The following is an 18226-nucleotide window of genomic DNA, read 5'->3' on the forward strand; positions in this document are numbered from 1 at the left end:
AAAGGGCCCCACGGCCAAGCCGCGGAGCCCTTCGTACCCGAGCGAAACTGAGGTGCTCAGCCAGCTTTCGCGGCGAGGCCCTCTTTCGCCAGGTCCACGATCGCCACAAACGCCTCGGGGTTGTGAACCGCCAGATCCGCAAGCGCCTTTCGGTCCAACTCGACCCCGGCCTCTTTCAGCCCGTTGATGAAGCGGGAATAGGTCAGGTCGTGTTGACGAACTGCAGCGTTGATGCGGGCGATCCACAGCTGCCGGAAGGTCCGCTTCTTCTTCTTGCGGTCCCGGTAGGCGTGCTCCCAACCCTTCTCGACGGCGTCCTTCGCGGTACGGTAGAGGTTCTTGCGCCCGCCGAAGTAACCCTTGGCGACCTTGAATATCTTCTTCTTACGCTTGTTCCGCGGTACGGCGGAGGTTGCTCTAGGCATGGATCTCCCTCCTCAGGAGCCGTAGGGGAGCATGCGATTGACACGCTTCTTGTCGGCGGCCGACACGAGGGTGGAGCTTCGCAGCCGGCGCTTACGCTTCCGGTCCTTCTTGGTGAGGATGTGGCTCTTGAACGCGCGCATGCGTTTGAGCTTTCCCGTACTGGTCCTCTTAACCCGTTTAGCCGCACCGCGGTGCGTCTTCATCTTCGGCATCGATCTATCTCCGTTCTCCCTGGGGTCCAGGCCCAGGGCCCGGTCTTCACTCTTACTTCGTACTCAGCGGGGCCACGACCATCGACATGACCCGACCTTCCATGTTCGGTTGCGACTCCACCTTGCCGAGTTCTTCGAGATCCTCCATCACGCGCGAAAGCACCTGAAGGCCAATCTCCGGGTGGGTAACCTGCCGTCCCCGGAACATCATGGTCAGCTTGACCTTGTTCCCTTCCTCGAGGAATCGGCGGGCGTGCCCCACCTTGAACTCGTAATCATGATCTTCGATCCCGGGGCGGAACTTCACCTCCTTGACTTTGATCGTGTGCTGCTTTTTCCGCGCTTCGCGGGCGGCCCTGGCGGCTTCGTACTTGTACTTTCCGTAGTCCATCATCTTGACCACGGGCGGCCGGGCCTCCGCGGCAACCTCTACCAGATCCATCCCCCGCTCCGTCGCCCGTTCCCGGGCCTCGTCGATGGAGACGATGCCGATCTGCTCGCCATCGTCCTGGATGAGCCGCACAGGGCTGATCCGAATCTGATCGTTAACGCGGACGCGGTCTCTGCTGATTTGTGCTTACCTCCAATCGAATCGTGACAAAAAAAGGCCCGAGACAGGTCTCGGGCCGCGACCAGGGAAGATGCCAGGAGCAGCCAGAGCACCGACCCCCGCGACCCTCATGTCAGCCTGTTAGAAGCCCTGAGGGTGGGACCGGCGGTCAGCACGGCCCACTTCTCAATTGTGACCCGCCATGAAGACGGACGCAGAATTTGCCGGAACTCTCGTGACACGTCAACTGTGTTGTTTCCATGCCTAAACAGATGGCGCTCAATAGCACGGTTTTCTCGATTTCGGGACGACCCACGGTCGCCAGTGGCGGCGAATCAGGCGTGAGCATCACCCTTTCGGAGCGCTCAACCGAGCGCCCTCGTCTCGACCTCACCGACCACTAGGGCGATGAACTGCTCGCGGCCCATGACCTCCTGCTTCTTTCCCGCGCCCCGCCGGCGGACCGCGACCGTGCCGTCCGCGGCCTCCCGCTCCCCGACCACGCCCATGTATGGGATCTTGAGGGTCTCGGCTTCCCGAATTCGGTAGCCGAGCGTCTCCCGCCCCTCCACCGACGCCCGAATCCCGGCCGACTTTAAGTCGGCCACTAGGGAGCGGGCGCTCTCGTCCCAGTGCTCGCCGACCGGGAGAACTCGCACCTGTTCCGGTGCTATCCAGGTCGGAAACGCGCCGGCGTAGTGTTCGATCAGGCCACCCACGAAGCGCTCCATCGAGCCGAGCAACGTGCGGTGGATGACGACCGCCTTGTGCGGCGTATTGTCGGACCCGATGTACTCCAGGCCGAAGCGTTCCGGCATCTGGAAGTCGAGCTGGAACGTACCTCCTTGCCACTCACGCCCGATCGCGTCCACGACGTTGACGTCGATCTTGGGACCGTAGAAGGCGCCACCGCCCTCGTCGACCTGGTACTCCACACCGCGCCCGTCGAGCACGCCACGCAGCGTCTCCGTGGCCTCGTCGTAGACCGCCGGGTCCCCGATCGCCTTCTCCGGCCGGGTCGCGAGCGCCAGACGGTATTCGTAGCCGAAGATCTTCAGCAAATAGTCCGCCAAGTCCAGCAAGCTGTCGTACTCGTCCGCGATCTGGTCCGGTCGAACGAAGATGTGGGCATCGTCCTGAGTGAAGCAGCGCACGCGAAACATGCCGTGCAATGTGCCGGACCGCTCATAGCGGTAGCACGTGCCGAGCTCTGCGAATCGGAGCGGCAGGTCGCGGTACGAGCGCGTCTGGGTCTTGTAGATCATGAAGTGATGCGGGCAGTTCATCGGCTTCATGCGGAAGCGCGTGCCCTCATCGTCCATCGCCGGGAACATGTTCTCCTCGAAGACCTCGAGGTGCCCGCTGATCTTGTACAACTCCTCGCTCGCGATCTGCGGCGTATACACGAGGTCGTACCCGTGCCGCAGAAGCGTCGTCTTGAGGAACTCCTCGATGGTGTGCCGGATGATCGCGCCCTTGGGGTGCCAGAGCACCAAGCCCTGCCCCACCACCTCCTGGATGGAGAACAGGTCGAGCTCTTTGCCAAGCACACGGTGATCCCGCTTCTTCGCCTCTTCGAGACGCTGCAAGTGCTCTTCGAGGGCGGCCTTCTTGTGGAACGCGGTGCCGTAGATGCGCTGCAGCATCTGGCGCTTCTCGTCGCCTCTCCAATACGCGCCCGCGCCCGAAAGCAGCTTGAAGTGCTCCAGCTTCCCCGTGGTCGGCACGTGCGGACCCTTGCACAGGTCGAGGAACGGACCGTTCTCGTAGACCGTGATCACTTCGTCGGCGTCGAACTCCTCGAGACGCTCGAGCTTGAGCGGGTCGTCGCTGAACAGCTCGCGCGCCTCGTCTTTGGAGACACGTCTGCGCGAAAAGGGCTGATCTGCCGCTGTGATCTCCCCCATCTTCTTCTCGAATTCCTCGAGATCTTCGGGCGTAAACGGCGCATCGACCTCGAAGTCGTAGTAGAAACCGTCGTCGATCGCCGGGCCGAATCCGATGCCCGCTCCGGGACGCAGCTCGCGCACCGCCGTAGCGAGGATGTGCGCCGCCGAGTGCCTCAGGACGGCCAGGGACTCTGGGCTCTTCTCGGTGAGGATCGATATCTCAGCATCCTCTTCGATGGGCTCCGCGAGCCCGACGGTCTCGCCGTTGACGACCGCCGCGAGCGCCGCCGTGGCGAGACCTGGACCGATGGACGCCGCTACGTCGCCGGCCGTGGAACCGCGATCCATTTCGAGGACGTCGCCGTTGGGAAGCGTGATCCGGATCTGTTCGCTGGACATTAGGTTCCTTCTTTGCTTGTGGTTCCGAGTTACGAATCTCGGGCGCCAGCAAGAAAGAAAAAAGCGCGGCGCCCGTTGGTCGGGGCCGCGCTCTGCGTCTGGATTCGATTCAGGTCAATCGACGCACGCCGCCCCGGGGCCGACAATCCGGCCCGTAGTAGTGGTCGTGGTGGCCGTACTCCGTGCGTGCATGGACGCCGCGTCTCCTGATCAATCGAGGTGGCCGAACGATGGTGGGAGGGGGCTGGGACGTCAACCAGTCACACCCCACCCGGACCGCTCCGGAGCCGATAGCGCACAATGTAGCTGACGTCCAATTCGTCAGTGATGACACCCCACATATCTTCGCCCACGATGGCGCGCACTGCCAGGTCCGCCGGGGTAACCGCTCGGCCAACCGGCTCGAGCCCCGAGTCGAAGATCCACCACTCCCGGTCCCCGCTTCCGAGCGAGTTGCGCCGGAGCCAGATGTCGCCGTTGTTCGCGATCACCATCTGGTCGACCGGGGGAAGGAACTGGGGGGCGTACGTCGCTTCACGCACGCGCGCCTGGATCGCCCCCAGCGCCAGGCCCGGGTCTCGCCGGCTCATGAAGCTGTGCATGCCCGCGGCTCGTGCGTCCGCGGTACTGTCGACGACCGAGGGCGGAAGACGCTCGGTCTCGTATCGGGTGGCATGGTCGATCAACGTGTCACCCCCCAGCCCGATGAGTGTGAGCCGCAACGTGCCCGGACCCTGCCCTTCGTGAGCGCGCCTGTCTACGACGAGGTAGCCGTGCTCCGTCATGGCGCTCAGTGGCCCGTCCCCGAATGGCTGCGGACCGAACGAGCCTCCTGGGCGGTCCTCGTTGAGCAGCGCGAGAACGTCCGTAGTGCGGTGCGGGCGCATCCAAACGCGGGCCAACGTCACCCCCGACGCGTCCGTATGGACCACCGGTGTGCCCGTGAGCTCCCCGGTCGCCATCTCTTGGGACCACGCCGGAGACTGCCCCAGCATGGTACCATCGCGAAGCGGCCTCTCGGGCCGTGGCGGGGCTACGGGATGGTCTTCCGCGCTGCCCAGGTCCACGCGAGGCGTGACGGACCCCAGGAAAGCGCCGTCGAGGTCGAAGTAACTCACGCGGTACGCCCGCCCGTCCATCACCCAGAGCGAGTCACCGAAGAAGCCCACGGCGCGGGGCGAGATGAACTCCCCCGGGCCCTCACCCTCGCGGCCTACGCTACCTGCAGCGTCGCCGTCGCGCGTCCAACGACGAATCGGGACTTCGCCAAAGTGCCTCGAGTAGACCAGGCCGTCCGGACCGACGTCGAGTCCTTGCACGACGCCGAACGCATACACCGAGTCATCGACGGAGCCGATGGTCACGAGGGGGCCTTCAACAGTCCAGAGCGCGACATCGAACGGATCGTCGGAGACGTCTTCAGTGTCCGTCCCAACGCAGCTGCCCAGTGACAGGGGAAGCCAAGTGAGTAGCGCCACCCGGACCCTCCTCCCGGGCCCCTTCATCGTCCGGGCCCCGCATCCTCTCGGGCGCCCACCGAGTCGAGTATGTCCCCCACCACCTTGTTCAGGTACGTACCGAACCCACCACCCGGGCTCGGACCCAGCCGCACGATGATCATGTCCCGGGACGGGATGATCATGGTCGTCTGGCCCATGAAGCCCGACGGCCAGTAGGCGTCCTGGGGAATGCGGTCGTAGCGACTCCCGGCGTTCAGCCAGAACATCCCCCCGTACCCGAGGTTCGCGCTGGCCGGAGCTGGCGTGCTCACGAAATCACTCCACCAGTCCGGTAAGATCCGTTCTTCGCCCCACAAGCCGTCCTGGAGATGCAGCAGTCCGAACCGCGCCCAGTCGCGGGCGGACATGTAGTCGTAGCCGGTCATGATGAAATTGCCCCACGCGTCCGTTTCCAGGACCGCGGTCTTGATCCCGATCTTGTCGAACAGGTCCGTCCACGGGAACGCGTGGTAGTCCTGACCGCGCGCCTCCACGGTCTCGCGCACGATCTTGCCCAAGGTGAGCGGGTCGGAGTTCAGGTACTCCCAGCGCTCGCCCGGCTTGGCTTCGAGCGGGAAGCTCACCGCGTGATCGAAGACGTTGATGCCGTCGAAGTAGATCCTGAAGTGATGGTTTTGAGTTGAGAGGGAGCCCGGTCGCCCGAGGCCATAGTTATTGAAGTCGAGCCCACTGCTCATGTTCAGGAGATCCCTGATCGTGATCTTGGAGCGGGGGTCATCGGGGGCCTCGTTCCATTCGGCGATCGGCGCGGCTTGATCCACGCTCAGCTCGCCCTGTTGGACGAGCACCCCGACGAGCGCCGCGGTGATGCTCTTTCCCTGGGACCAGGACAGGTGCGGCATGTCCCTCGGGATGCCAGGGGCGTACCGCTCGCCGATGATCCGGCCCTTGTAGACCGCCACGACCGCGCGGGTGTTCTGACCGTGTTCGTGGTTCGCGATCGCGTAATCGAGGGCCCGGTCGAGGGCTTCGGCATCGACTTCCCTAGGCCGCGGTTGGTCCAGCAGACGCTCACCGGTAGGCCACAGATTCCAGTTCTTGAGGGGCCACTCCGCGCCGACCTCGGAGGCTTCGAAGTAAACGTCATCCGCGCCCCGGGGGAGCAAGGCACAGCCTTGGTCGAGGTTGTACTGCGCCACCCGAGAGGGGACGCCAGGCGCAGTCAACGTGACCCGCTTCCGCTCATCATCGACCTCGTAGGTGAAGTCGTCACCCCAGCCGAAGTGCTCGAAACGCCTCAGGTCGGCCTGAACGTGCAGCTCGGGGTCCCTACCCTGCACCCAGATGCCCGAGCACAGGAGCTTCGCGTTGATGCCTAGACTGAATTCCGCTGGCTCGGCGTCGTCGGACGGCCACTGGGCTCGCACCGGCGGGGCGCACAAGGCGGCGGCTAGGGACAGCAAGATGAGCACACGCGCCATGGTCGCCGCTCCAAGAGTTCAGAGTGTCGCTACTACCGCTGGTCCCACCCCCATATGCCGTACACGACATCCTTCGAGGGCATGTGACCGCACTGCTTCAGCGTCAGCAAGATGCCACCTCTGTGATGGCCCTCGTGAGCCACGAAGTACGCGAGGGTGGTGAAAACACCTTTCTTGAAGCCGCGCCGCTTCGCTTTTCCCTCCCAGACGTCTCCGAGGAAGACAGAAATGGCTTCGGCCGACGCCGTCAACGCTTCCACCAGCTCCTGCTTGTTCGGTGAGTACTTCGACTCGAACTTCTCCAGCCCCTGGGCGAGATCCTTCGCCCTCCTCTCCAGGTGCCAGATCCGCGTGTTGTGCAAGTGAGCGAACTGCCGGGCCACATCTCTGCCGCCCCGGGTCGAAAGCGAGCTACGCAGCCCCTCCACGCTGATGCCCTCGATGAGGTAGAGGTTGATGCGGTGATTGGTCTGCCACGCCTCGATCAGCTCGTCGCGCATGCGTTCCTCGAACTCCGCCACGCTAGCGCCTAGGCATCTGGATCGGTTGAGCCACCTCGGGGCGCACGCTAGCCTGGTACACTTGCTCGAGCACCGCGGACGTCCGGGTGGTGGTCAGGCCGTTCACGCGATCGATCACCGAGGGCAGCTCCCGCCACGAACGATCGATCTGATACAACTGATCGGCGGTCGGTGGCCCACTCACCGACTGGATGGCATTCATCTGGCCGGCACCGCCGTCGGCGTCCCCCAGTTCGTCGCCCACGTCGTCGAGCTCGTCGAGTAGCGCCGTGACCTCTTCGGCGAGCGCCTCGGTCCCGTTCTCTCCTTCATCCAACAGATCCTGCACAGCCTCGAGCTGATCTTCAGCTTCGCTGAGCGCCCGCCTCGCAAGCTGTACGACCCCGGAGAGGCGGTACGACGACATCATCGCCTCGTGCCGCTCGGCCATGACGGCCCGGCTCAATCCGACGCGGGGATCCAGCCGCACCCTCACCTCGCCCTCGATGACCGCGTCCCCGGCGGAAAGCTGCACCAGGTACGTGCCCGGGAGCACGCGCGGTCCCGGATCCATCGGCTCACCGTCCGTGCCGTCCTCGACCAGGCGTAGATCCCAGATGACTTCGTTGAGACCGGCCTCGCCCACGGCTTCTAGCTCGCGGATGGTGCGGCCCATCGCGTCGGTCACCGTGAGGGAGACATCGTCCATCTCGGAGCCGAGATAGTACCTGATGCGCGCGCCTATCGGCGGGTTGGGATCCTCGTGGATGCCGGGCGTCCAACCCTGCGGACGATACACGTTGTACGAAGTGGCACGCCGCACCGAGAACAGATGCGCCGTGGAAGCCACCACCTGCGGCGTCAGCTCTTCGAGCGGCGCGATGTCGTCCATGATCCAGATGCCCCGTCCGTGGGTCCCGATCACGAGATCGTTGTCGCGCGGGTGGATCTTGATGTCATCGACGGGCACCGTCGGCAGACCGTTCTCGAGTCGTACCCACTGCTCTCCCCCGTCGAGGGACGTATACACGCCGATCTCGTTTCCGACAAAGAGCAGGTTCGAGTTTCGAGGATGCAGCGCCAGCGCGCTCACGGAACTCTCCGGAAGTCCGTACGTGATCAGCCGCCAGTCCTCGCCAAAGTTATTGCTCACGTATACGTACGCCGAAAAGTCGTCGGAGCGGTGCCCGTCGAAAGCCACGTAGACCGTGCCGACGTCCGCGTGCGACGCGACGATGCGCGTTACATACGTGTTGGCTGGCAGTCCCTCGACTCGGTCGGTGATGTCGGTCCAGGTGGCGCCGCCATCAAGCGTCACGTGCAATCTCCCGTCGTCGCCGCCCGTGTACAGCACATTCGCATCGATCGGGGACTCGCCGAGCGCGGTCAGGTTGCCGTACGAGGACTGACCGTCGTTGAGCGACATCTGAGGCTCGGAGCCGAGCACACCCATGAGCTCGAGCGTTTCTCGGTCGATCGCATACGTCAGGTCGCCGCTGATCGCCTGCCAGTTCTGGCCGAGATCGGTCGACTTGAAGAGGACATTCGAGCCGAAGTAGATCGTGTTGCCGTCGTGCGCCGACTGCAGGATCGGCGTATTCCAGTTCCATCGCAGATCGGGATCCTCGTCATCGTCTCCCGGTCGCCCGATGGGACGGAGGCGGGAGCGCTCCATCGTCGTAAGATCGACCCGTGTCAGGTTGCCGCCCTGGGACTGCGCAAACATGACGTTGAGGTCCGACGGGTGCGGGACGGTGAAGAAGCCGTCTCCGCTCCCGACGTTGTACCAGTCCCGCGTGCGGATGCCCTTATTCGACCACGTGTCGGACGGCGCGCACCACGAGCCGTTGTCCTGGAGCCCACCGCAGACGTGGTACGGGTCACGCATGTCGACGCTGATCTCGTAGAACTGTGAGATCGAGAGATTGCGGAACTGGAACCAGTTGTCGGACCGGTCCCAGCTCACGGACACACCACCGTCGCCACCGAGCAACAGATGATCCGAGTCGCTCGGATCGATCCAGAGCGCGTGGTGGTCGCTGTGCACGCCCGCCGCGGCGTCGTTCGTGAAGGTTCGCCCGCCGTCTGACGATCGGTACAGGTTCGAACCGCTCAGGTAGATCCGCTCCGGGTCGTTGGGGTCGATGCGAATCTGCGAGTAGTACATCGGGCGGTTGTTCGTCGTGGATAGCTGCTGCCAGCTGTTGCCGCGGTCCGTCGAGCAGTACACGCCGCTGCGGGAACGCCGCCCACTAGGTCCCCCACCGCGGCCCTGTCCCGGGGTGCGCGCCTCGGCCTCCACCAAGGCGCACACGCGGTTGCCATCCCCCCGGTAGATATCGAGTCCGATGCGGCCCTTGTCGCCCTCAGGTAGTCCCTCGGTCAGCTCTGTCCACGTGGCTCCGCCGTCGGTCGTGCGGTAAATGCCGCTGCCGGGTCCTCCACCGTTGAAGCCCCACGCACGCCGCTGGCGCTGGTACATCGCGGCGAACAGCGTCTGCGGATCGTTCGGATCCATCGCGAGGTCGATCGCGCCCGTGTTCTCGTCGATGAAGAGCACGAGCTGCCACGTCTGGCCCCCATCGCTCGTCTTGTAGACGCCACGCTCGGGGTTCGCGCCCCAGAGGTGGCCTACGGCGGCGACGTACGCCACGTCGGGGTCTCGCGAGTGCACCTGAATGCGGGAGATGTGATGCGTGTTCTCGAGCCCCAGGTGGGTCCACGACCCGCCCGCGTCGGTGGAGCGGTATACGCCATTGCCCCACGGCGAAGACTGCCGATTCTGCGGCTCCCCAGTTCCGACCCACACTACGTTCGCATTCGACGGAGCTAGGGTGACATCGCCGATCGATGAGGTCTGCTCGTGATCGAAGATCGGCTCGAACGTCGTTCCCGCGTTTTCGGTCTTCCAGACCCCGCCGGTGGCGGTCCCGACGTAAAAGATGCGCGGGTCGGACTCCACCACGGCCAGATCCGATACGCGACCGCCCATGATGGTGGGACCGATGGGGCGCCACTCGAGCACACGGGTGGCATCCGCGATCTGATCGGGGGTCTGTGCAGCAGCGGGGAGTGCGACCGCCCCAACCGCGAGAACGAAGAAGGCAAACTTATGAACGCACGAAGGGGAACGCATCAGAATCATCTCTCGATCGAACCACCGCTGTGGGAGCAGCCGGACCTATCTACTGACAGGACGCACAGCGGTGGCTGTTGTTGGCGCCCAGGCTCTCGAGCAACTCGATCGCCTCTGGGTACGGCTGGGTCCGTTGCTGTGGTCCGTTGGCCATGTCCACCGTGGTCTGGCCGCGCCGGCTGACCACCATGACGTCGGCCCCGTGGTCGACGAGGTATCGGATCATCTCGGTATCGCCGCGAGCGGCTGCATTGTGTAGCGGAGCGTATGCATTCGCATCCCGCATGTTGACGTCGGCGCCCAGTTCTTCGACGAGATATTTCAACGTCGGAAGCCACGCGTCCGGGACATGCCGGTGTGAGTTGCCCGCATACCCTATGCCGTATCCGTGACCCGTCGCAGCGTGGATCGGGTAGACGCCCGGGCCCCCGGGCGGTACGGGGTCCAACCCCGACTCATCGGCACGGGCTCCACGCCCGCCACGCCGACCCCGAGGCACGTTCACCGTCGGAATACTCGTATCCGCGCCATACGCCACCAGCAGCTTCATGGCCTCGATATCCAGAGCGTGGGCGGCACGCCAGAACGGCGTCGCGCCCGTCATGTTGATGCCGAGGTGCGTGAAGGTGTACTCCATGAACCAGACGTGTTTCGTGAGCCGCTGGTTGGGATCCGCGCCCGCCTCGAGCAGCGCGCCCATGACGTCCAGGTACGTCGCCTGTTGTTGCCGATAGGCCTGCTGTTGCGGGTATCGAGCCTTCGGTGCCCACTGCGTGTTGAGTGTCGCGAAGAGGGGGCCGGTGCCGGCTTCACTCACCACATTCGGGTCGGCACCGCGTTCGAGAAGCTGCAACGCGAGGTCGAAGTGCCCATTGATGACCGCGCCGGCGATCGCACTCGTATGGTCGCCCGAGTTCACCCGGTTAATGTCCGCGCCACCTTCCAGCAGCGCGAAAGCAGCCTCGGCGTGGCCCTCTCGGACAGCATATAACAGCGCGGTCATTCCGCCTGTCGTGCCAACGAGGTCGACGAAGGAAAGTGAAGTCACCTCCGTTGGCGGGGCCTGCTGCGGAGCCTCCTCCGCTTGCTCCCGACCGAGCTCTTGCCGGAGCGCATCGGCAGCCTGATCCAGACTTGCGGTTTGATCTCGTTCCGATTCCGGCGTCTGTATCGCGGCGCGCACGGCCGCCTCCACCTGACTGGGGCTCGGGCGCCACACCTCGTTCCCCGGTCCTGCCTCCGCTCGGAACTCTTCGAGCGCTTGACTACGTCGCTGTCGCGCGGCTCGGTCCTCCACCAACCTCTGAGGAAGGTCCACGACCAGCGAAGCGAGAGCGGGATCGGCTCCATGCGCCAGCAAGGCCCGAATCACGCCGGAACGTCCCTTGGCCGCAGCGAACATCAGTGGAGTCTGGCCCCGACTCGACTCGCGTGCGCTAACGCGTGCCCCGTGCTGGAGCAACGCCGTGACCGCCTCAACGCTGCCGGATCCCGCAGCGAAGTGCAGCGCGGTGGAGCCACCGGCCGTCGTGGTTGCGTTGACATCCGCACCAGCTTCCAAGAGCACATGGACAAACGATGCGTTCCCTTGGCGACCCGCTAGATGCAGCGGCGTGTAGTCACCGAGGCGCGTCGCGGCGTCGACGTTCGCGCCCCCCTGGATCAGAATCTCGGCGATGTCGACGTGGCCGGCTTCCGCCGCCCAGTGCAACGCCGTCATGCCGTCGCCTTCGGACGCGTTCACGTCCGCACCGGCGCGCAGCAACGAGCGCACTGCGTCCGCATCGCCGCGCCTTGCCGCCTCCGTGATTGGTTGATCGGCCAGCGCCCAGCCCGAGAGCGCCATCGCCATGCAAAGCACGCCGACTGATCGGGAGGGAATGCCAACAGATCTCATCGTCCTCTCCTTCATCATTCCGCGTCAGCCCTGGCTCGAGAGCGAAGGCATCGAGAGAGCGAATTCGCCCGTGCTGTCGCCGAAATTGGTCATGTCGTCCAGACCCAGCCCATGCAGCATGCTGAGCATCGCGTTCGCCATCGGGGTCCCGTCCGGTGCCTTCAAATGGAGTCCACCCTCCAGGGCCCCGTTTGCGCCGCCGAGCGCGATCAGCGGTGCGCGACGATGGTTGTGCAAGTTGGAGTCGGCCATCGGCGAGCCGTAAAGAATCATGGTCTTGTCGAGCAGCGAGGTGCCGCCTTCATCAACGTCCTGCAACTTCTCCAGCAGATATGGCAGCATGCTGACGTGGTATCGGTTGATCTTGGCGAACTCCAGAACCGACTCGTCCCGACCCCCGTGGTGCGACGCCGGGTGGAACGGGCGATCGGACCCACTCTCAGGAAAGACTCGCGCAGAGGAGTCGCGGCCCATCTTGAGAGAGAAGACGCGCGTTACGTCTGAGGAGAAGGCCAGCACCTGGACGTCGAACATCAAGTGCATGTGCTCTTCGAAGGAATCCGGGACACCGGCCGGCGCCTCGGGCAGCTCTCTGGGCTCCCCGCTCGAGTTGTGCGCCTCGATGCCCTGGATGCGCCGCTCGATCTCACGGATGTTCTCCAGGTACCGGTCGAGGCGCTCGAGATCGTTCGGCCCGAGCTCGCGCTTGAGCGCGGCGACACGGTCCCCGATCCAGTCCAGTATGCTCGAGTTGGTGCGACGACGCGTGAGGCGCTCTTCAGCAGTGCCACCCGCTCCGAAGAGCTGGTCGAAGGCGACGCGCGGATCCCGGATCACGGGAAGCGGTTCGGTCGGAGACGCCCAACTGATGGAGTCGGTATACACGCAGGTGTACCCATACGCGCAGCCCCCCGACTGATTGATGTTCTCGATGCACAGCTGCATGGAGGGAATCGGCGTATCCTGGCCGAAGCGGTGCGCGTAGAGCTGATCGATCGACGTGCCGACGAAGACATCGGAGCCCTCCGTCTGCTTCGGATGCGCCTGGGTCAAGAAGACGGCACTCGAGCGGAAGTGGTCGCCGCCGATTTCGTGCGGCTTGTACGCCTCCGCCATGCGCACGTCGGTATTGCTGATGATCGTGAGTTTGTCCTGGAACGGTTCCAGCGGGCTCAGCGCGGTGGGAGAGAGGTCGAAGTCCCGCCCTGTTGCGGCCGGCGCCCACAGGTTTTGGCTCGCACCCCATTCGTTGCAGCCCGCGGCTCCGTGCACCATCTCGATCGCGACGAGACGCGTGGGATCGGCGGCCTGGCGCGCTGCCCCAGACCACACACGGCCTGCGGGCACCATCGCGTCCATGAAGGGCAGCGCCACCGCCGCTCCCATACCACGAAGGAATGTGCGCCGGGGAAGATGCCTGCCGGTGATGAACTCCATCTCTGATTCTCCCTCGGGGGGTCAGCCCCTGCTACCGATCGCTCCCGGACGGCTGCTCGACCGCAACCGCCGTCTGCTGCATCTGAAATGCGTCGCTCGTGGCCACACCCAGAATGAACGCCGACATCCTGTACCCCTCGGACGCGGCTTTCTTCGTGATCGCCCGGACGGTGGGCTGATCGTAGTACTCGACGCGCCGCCCAAGCGCGTACGTCATCAGATTCTCGGTGAAGGTGCGGATGAGCGGGATCGGCCGCCGCACCAGCGCCTGCTGTAGCTCCATCGGGCTCGTCACGGGCGTTCCGTCATACAGCTCGCCCTGCGTGTCGAGCAGCACGCCGTTTTCGCGGATCCGCCACCGGCCCGTCACGTCGAAGTTGTCGAGCGCCAGGCCGATGGGGTCCATGAAGCGATGGCACGAGTTGCACGAGGGGCTGGCCCGGTGCAAGGCCATGCGCTCGCGCGTCGTGAGCATACGGCCATCCTCCGACCCCTCGGTCTCATCGAGATCCGGGATGCCCGGAGGCGGTGGAGGCGGCGGGATGCCGAGCAGCACCTCCATGACCCACTTGCCGCGCAGGACCGGTGACGTCCGGCCGGCGTGCGACGTCAGGGTCAGGATACTGCCATGGCCCAACAAGCCTCGCCGCGTCTCGTCCGGATACGTGACCCGACGAAACCGCTCCCCGACTACGCCTTCGATACCGTAGTGCTTGGCCAGCCGCTCGTTCACATACGTGTAGTCTGCGGTGTAGAGATCGAGCAGGCTGCGATCATCGCGAACGAGGCTGTTGAAAAAGAGTTCGGTTTCCCGGCGCATGGCGTCGGCCAACTGCTGATGGTAGTCGGGGTACAACAGCCGGTCGGGGTGCACCTTGTCGAGGTCGTCGAGCCGCAGCCACTGGGCGGCGAAGCGGGTACCGAGCGCGTCGGCGCGCGGATCCGCGAGCATGCGGCGTACCTGGCGCTCGAACTCGGCCGCGTCGGAGAGCTCGTGCCGGGCAGCGCGCTCGATGAGCTCCTCGTCCGGTGGTGTGCCCCAGAGAAAGAACGAAAGGCGTGAAGCGAGCGCGATGTCGCTGATCCGGTAGCTCTCCCCCGGCGTTACGTCACCCGCGGGCTCCTCGAAGCGGAAGACAAAATCAGGACTCGCGAGCATGGCCTCCAGCGCGGTGCGCACGCCCCGCTCGAAGCCGGAGTCCGCCGCCCCCAGGTCATAGAAACTCATCAAGCCCCCGATGTCTTCCGGCGTGAGAGGGCGGCGGAAGGCCCGTGTGCCCAGGCGGGTGACGATCCGTTCGGCGCACGGTCGAGCCTCGGCGGGCGACGCCGGACGGCAGGTGAAGATCCTCTGCCGTGCCGGGGTCTCCGAGACGCCTGTGGCGCCGTACGGTCCGACGATGGCCAGGTCCTTCAAATGAGCGAGAGCGGTCACTCCGTACCCGTTCACGCCGATCTGCCGGTCTGTGAGCGACCAATCGTGAGGCGAGACGAGATCCTCCATGGGACCCTCGCTCTGGCGTAGGAACACGGCGGAGACCCGGTGCGGACCAGCGCGCACGAAGATGGACTCGGACCGCATGTTCACACCGTTCGGATCTGAGACGCTCATCCAACGGTCGACTTCGAGGAGCTGCACCCGCTCCCCGTCGATGGACAGCTCGATCTGCTCTCCTCGGGCGGTGCCTCCGAAGAAGCCACCGGTCGTGGTATGCTCGAACGCCATGTTGAACACGTACTCGGCGTCGGCGGGGAACGTGTGGGTAGTGGAGATGCCCCCTCGGGTCCCGAAAGGCGCGCCCTCGGCACGGTCCCATTGGGAGACGTATCCGGGGTTCGTATACGTCGTAGTGCTTGGCAACGCGTCCGGATCGCCCACGGCGAGACGAGCGATCTCGCTCGCGGCGTTCATGTACGCGTCCAACAGCATCGGGGACAGCAACTGCACGTCCGCGATGTTGTCGAAGTTCGCACTCTTCGTATCGAGCGGCAGGTACCGGCCCGCGTCCACGTCGAGCGCCAAGAGCTCACGGATCGAACGCTCGTACTCGGCCCGGTTCAGACGCTGGAACGTCCGGCCGCCGGGCATCGGGTGCGCGGCCGCAGCCGCATCCAGAACGTCCTCGAGGGCCTCTGCCAGAGCCACCAACGTGTCCCCGGCGGGACGCCTCGCGCCCGGCGGTGGCATCATCGCCGCGCGCAGCTTGCGGATCATCTTCTCCGCGACTTCCGCGTTCTCGCTTGCCGCCTCGGCGTCGAACTCCTCCAGCGACATGTTACCGCGCAGCATGCGGTCGTTGTGGCAACGAACGCAGTACGTCTGAATCACCTCGTTGTGGGAGGCGGGCTGGGATACGGCGAGAACCGCACCCGAGGGGAGAGCGGGCGCGCGATCCCAGGGAGCGACACCGGTCTCAGGCTCGCCCACCAAGACGATCAGGATGCCGAGCGCGGACATCGTGGTGAGCGTTTTCATTCGGGTCTCTTCATTGGCGTCCTAATCACGACCCCGGGGGCGAGCCTCGTGTTGACGGTCACAGCGCCCAGCGGACTCCGTCGAGGATGCGATTTCATAATGTACAGGGGGACTCTCCGCGCCGCCACGAAAGTCTTGGCGACGCCTGGCAAGGGACCAGACAAAGGAGTAGAATGGCTGATGATGAAACACGCCCTCGTCACCACACTGTTTGCTCTCTCCGCAATTACCGGGCACCTCTCCGCCCAGCAGGCGCCTCCGGCGGAGCTCACCGAGGAGGCGCTCAGCACGTACACGAAGGCGCACGTCGTGCTGGACTCGGCGCGTGACGCATTCCAACGCGAATTCGGCCGTACCCACGACGTTCAGGGGCAGGCGCGGCTGAGGACCGAGCTGGCCGAACGGATCGAGACGATCCTGTCCGAGCACGGAATCCCCCAGGAGGAGTACGACCGGATCACGGCTGTGATCAGCGTTGACCAAGCTCTCCGCGAACGCTTCGAGGAGCTCCTGGCACTGTTGCTAGCCGGCGCTGGGGCCGGCTAGCAGCCTACACAGTTGTGGTTATTCTTGGCTCCGAGCCCCTCGAGCAGCGCGATCGTGCGGGGGAATGGCGTGATGCGCTGCACGGGACCATTCGCCATGTCCACCGTGGTCTGACCGCGTCGACTCACCGTGTTAACATCCGCGCCACGCTCGACCAGATACAGAATCAGCGCGTCGTCGCCGCGTGAGGCGGCGTGGTGAAGTGCACTGTATGCGTTGAGGTCCCGCAGGTTCACGTCCGCGCCTAGCTCATCGACGAGGTAGCGCACCGCGGGGAGCCATCCATCCGGCACATGTCGGTGGATGTTCGCCGCGTAGCCCTCCCCGTAGCCGACACCAGACGCTGCGTGGATCGGCCACACACCCGGCCCGCCGACCGGAATCGGCGGCAGCCCTGACGGATCGTCGCCGGCCGTGCTCTCGCCCCTACTCCCGCCCCTGGCGAAGCGGCGGCCAGGTGTCTTCAAGGTCGGTACATTCGGATCGGCGCCGTACGCTACCAGGAGCTTCATCGCCGCGACGTCCAGAGCATACGCCGCGCGCCAAAACGGTGTCGCACCGGTACGGTCGACCCTCAGGTAGTCGTCCCCGAACGTGGTGAACCAGAGCTGCTTGGTGAGTCGCACGTTGGGGTCTACTCCTCCGTCCAGGAAGGCTCGCATCAGGTCGAGGTACGTGACCTCCTGCTGCAGCCGGTGCGTCGGCTGCGGGTGCCGAGACTTCGGGATCCACTGTGTGTTGAGCGCGATGTAGAGTGGGGTCGCGCCCGCGTCGCTCGCGAGCTGTGCGTCGGCGCCGCGCGCGAAGAGCTCCATGGCCAGATCGAAGTGGCCGTTGAGGATCGCCATCAGCAGTGGACTCGTGCGGTCCCCCGCGCTCACCTGATCGATCTCGGCCCCGCCGTCGAGCAACGCCATCGCAGCGCCGGAATACCCCTCACGAACCGCGAGCAAGAGCGCACTCAGACCACCGTACCCTCCCACGAGCTGCGCGTGCGACAGCCGCTGCGCCACGCGGTCCCGCTGAGCTTCGTTGACATCTATGCCCCCGGCGCCACCGCTCCCGCCCGGAGCGGTGCCCGGAGCGGGGGGAGGCGCGCCCGCACGTTCGACTACACCCGCCCCTCGCGCCGATACCGGCTCGCCGCGCTCGACAGCCGCGCGTCGTCGCTGCTCGGCCTGGTCGTCTCGGTCCTCGGCGTCTCTCGTGGGCATGTCCAACACGTGGGCTGCCAAATCGATCGCCGCGCCACCGTCCAGCAGCGCGCCGATCGCTTGCACCCGGCCCGCCGCTGCGGCGAACATCAGCGGCGTTTGCCCCCAGGCCGTCTCCCGCCGATCGACCTCGGCACCGTACTCGATCAGTGCCGCCACCGCGGAGGCGCTTCCGGACGCCGCCGCGAGGTGGAGCGGCGCTACGTGTCCGGTCGTGGTCTCCGGATCGGCCGTGGCCCCGGCCTGGAGCAGATCGCGCACGACCGACGCGTGACCGCCCCTAGCCGCGAGGTGCAGCGGACGGTACGCCCCGAGGCGTGTCATCGATTCCACCTGAGCTCCAGCCGACAATAACAGCGAGGCGAGCTCGCTGTCTCCGCGCTCGGCGGCCCAGTGCAGAGCGGTCATGCCGTCTCCGAGCGCCGCGTTCACGTCCGCGCCCTGCTCGATCAACGCGCGAACCTCGGCGGCGTCCCCCCGCATCGCGGCCTCCGCGACCGGTGCATCGGGCGGGGTAGCGGCCCACGTCAGCAGCGCGCATGCCAACACGCATAACACCTTGTGGTGGAGTCGCTTGGAGCCCTGTACCTTATGCATCATCGA

General features: G+C 65.2%; 13 protein-coding genes. 1 reads left to right on the forward strand and 12 read right to left on the reverse strand.

All coding sequences use genetic code 11. The annotated features are described in order from the left end of the window. Nucleotides 1-56 precede the first annotated feature (56 nt). From rplT to IIB36_14900, 11 genes are all read right to left on the reverse strand, one after another. The gene (gene rplT, locus IIB36_14850) at nucleotides 57-425 is read right to left on the reverse strand and encodes a 50S ribosomal protein L20 (protein ID MCH7533015.1); all 369 of its coding nucleotides are present in this window, start codon (nucleotides 423-425) and stop codon (nucleotides 57-59) included. Between the two features lie 12 nt (nucleotides 426-437). Continuing rightward, nucleotides 438-638: a 50S ribosomal protein L35 gene (gene rpmI, locus IIB36_14855; protein ID MCH7533016.1), complete on the reverse strand. Its 201-nt coding sequence runs from the start codon at nucleotides 636-638 to the stop codon at nucleotides 438-440. 52 nt (nucleotides 639-690) lie between these two features. Beyond that, the gene (locus tag IIB36_14860) at nucleotides 691-1209 is read right to left on the reverse strand and encodes a translation initiation factor IF-3 (GenBank protein MCH7533017.1); all 519 of its coding nucleotides are present in this window, start codon (nucleotides 1207-1209) and stop codon (nucleotides 691-693) included. Between the two features lie 344 nt (nucleotides 1210-1553). Further along, entirely contained in the window at nucleotides 1554-3476 is a 1923-nt protein-coding gene (thrS, locus tag IIB36_14865) for a threonine--tRNA ligase (protein ID MCH7533018.1), read from the reverse strand. A 260-nt stretch (nucleotides 3477-3736) separates the two neighbouring features. Next, nucleotides 3737-4954, reverse strand: coding sequence for a hypothetical protein (locus IIB36_14870; protein MCH7533019.1), 1218 nt, complete (start codon nucleotides 4952-4954; stop codon nucleotides 3737-3739). Between the two features lie 23 nt (nucleotides 4955-4977). Then, nucleotides 4978-6417 carry a serine hydrolase gene (locus tag IIB36_14875; protein ID MCH7533020.1) on the reverse strand — a complete coding sequence of 480 codons (1440 nt, stop codon included), beginning with the start codon at nucleotides 6415-6417 and terminating at the stop codon, nucleotides 4978-4980. Between the two features lie 32 nt (nucleotides 6418-6449). Continuing rightward, entirely contained in the window at nucleotides 6450-6917 is a 468-nt protein-coding gene (locus tag IIB36_14880; protein MCH7533021.1) for a hypothetical protein, read from the reverse strand. Nucleotides 6918-6939: 22 nt separating this feature from the next. After that, nucleotides 6940-10062: a hypothetical protein gene (locus IIB36_14885; GenBank protein MCH7533022.1), complete on the reverse strand. Its 3123-nt coding sequence runs from the start codon at nucleotides 10060-10062 to the stop codon at nucleotides 6940-6942. Nucleotides 10063-10102: 40 nt separating this feature from the next. Continuing rightward, nucleotides 10103-11950, reverse strand: a complete 1848-nt coding sequence (locus IIB36_14890) for an ankyrin repeat domain-containing protein (GenBank protein ID MCH7533023.1) — start codon at nucleotides 11948-11950, stop codon at nucleotides 10103-10105. Between the two features lie 24 nt (nucleotides 11951-11974). Then, nucleotides 11975-13387, reverse strand: a complete 1413-nt coding sequence (locus IIB36_14895) for a DUF1552 domain-containing protein (GenBank protein MCH7533024.1) — start codon at nucleotides 13385-13387, stop codon at nucleotides 11975-11977. A 31-nt stretch (nucleotides 13388-13418) separates the two neighbouring features. Continuing rightward, nucleotides 13419-15863 carry a DUF1592 domain-containing protein gene (locus IIB36_14900; GenBank protein ID MCH7533025.1) on the reverse strand — a complete coding sequence of 815 codons (2445 nt, stop codon included), beginning with the start codon at nucleotides 15861-15863 and terminating at the stop codon, nucleotides 13419-13421. Between the two features lie 180 nt (nucleotides 15864-16043). Here IIB36_14900 and IIB36_14905 point away from each other — a divergent pair, with 180 nt between their 5' ends. After that, a complete protein-coding gene (locus IIB36_14905; GenBank protein ID MCH7533026.1) occupies nucleotides 16044-16409 on the forward strand; it encodes a DUF4168 domain-containing protein in 366 nt (121 codons plus the stop codon). Here IIB36_14905 and IIB36_14910 read toward each other — a convergent pair. Next, nucleotides 16406-18223: an ankyrin repeat domain-containing protein gene (locus tag IIB36_14910; protein MCH7533027.1), complete on the reverse strand. Its 1818-nt coding sequence runs from the start codon at nucleotides 18221-18223 to the stop codon at nucleotides 16406-16408. The genes IIB36_14905 and IIB36_14910 overlap by 4 nt on opposite strands. Between the last annotated feature and the right edge of the window lie 3 nt (nucleotides 18224-18226).

Source organism: Gemmatimonadota bacterium (assembly GCA_022560615.1).
Lineage (GTDB): Bacteria > Gemmatimonadota > Gemmatimonadetes > Longimicrobiales > Gaopeijiaceae > UBA1138.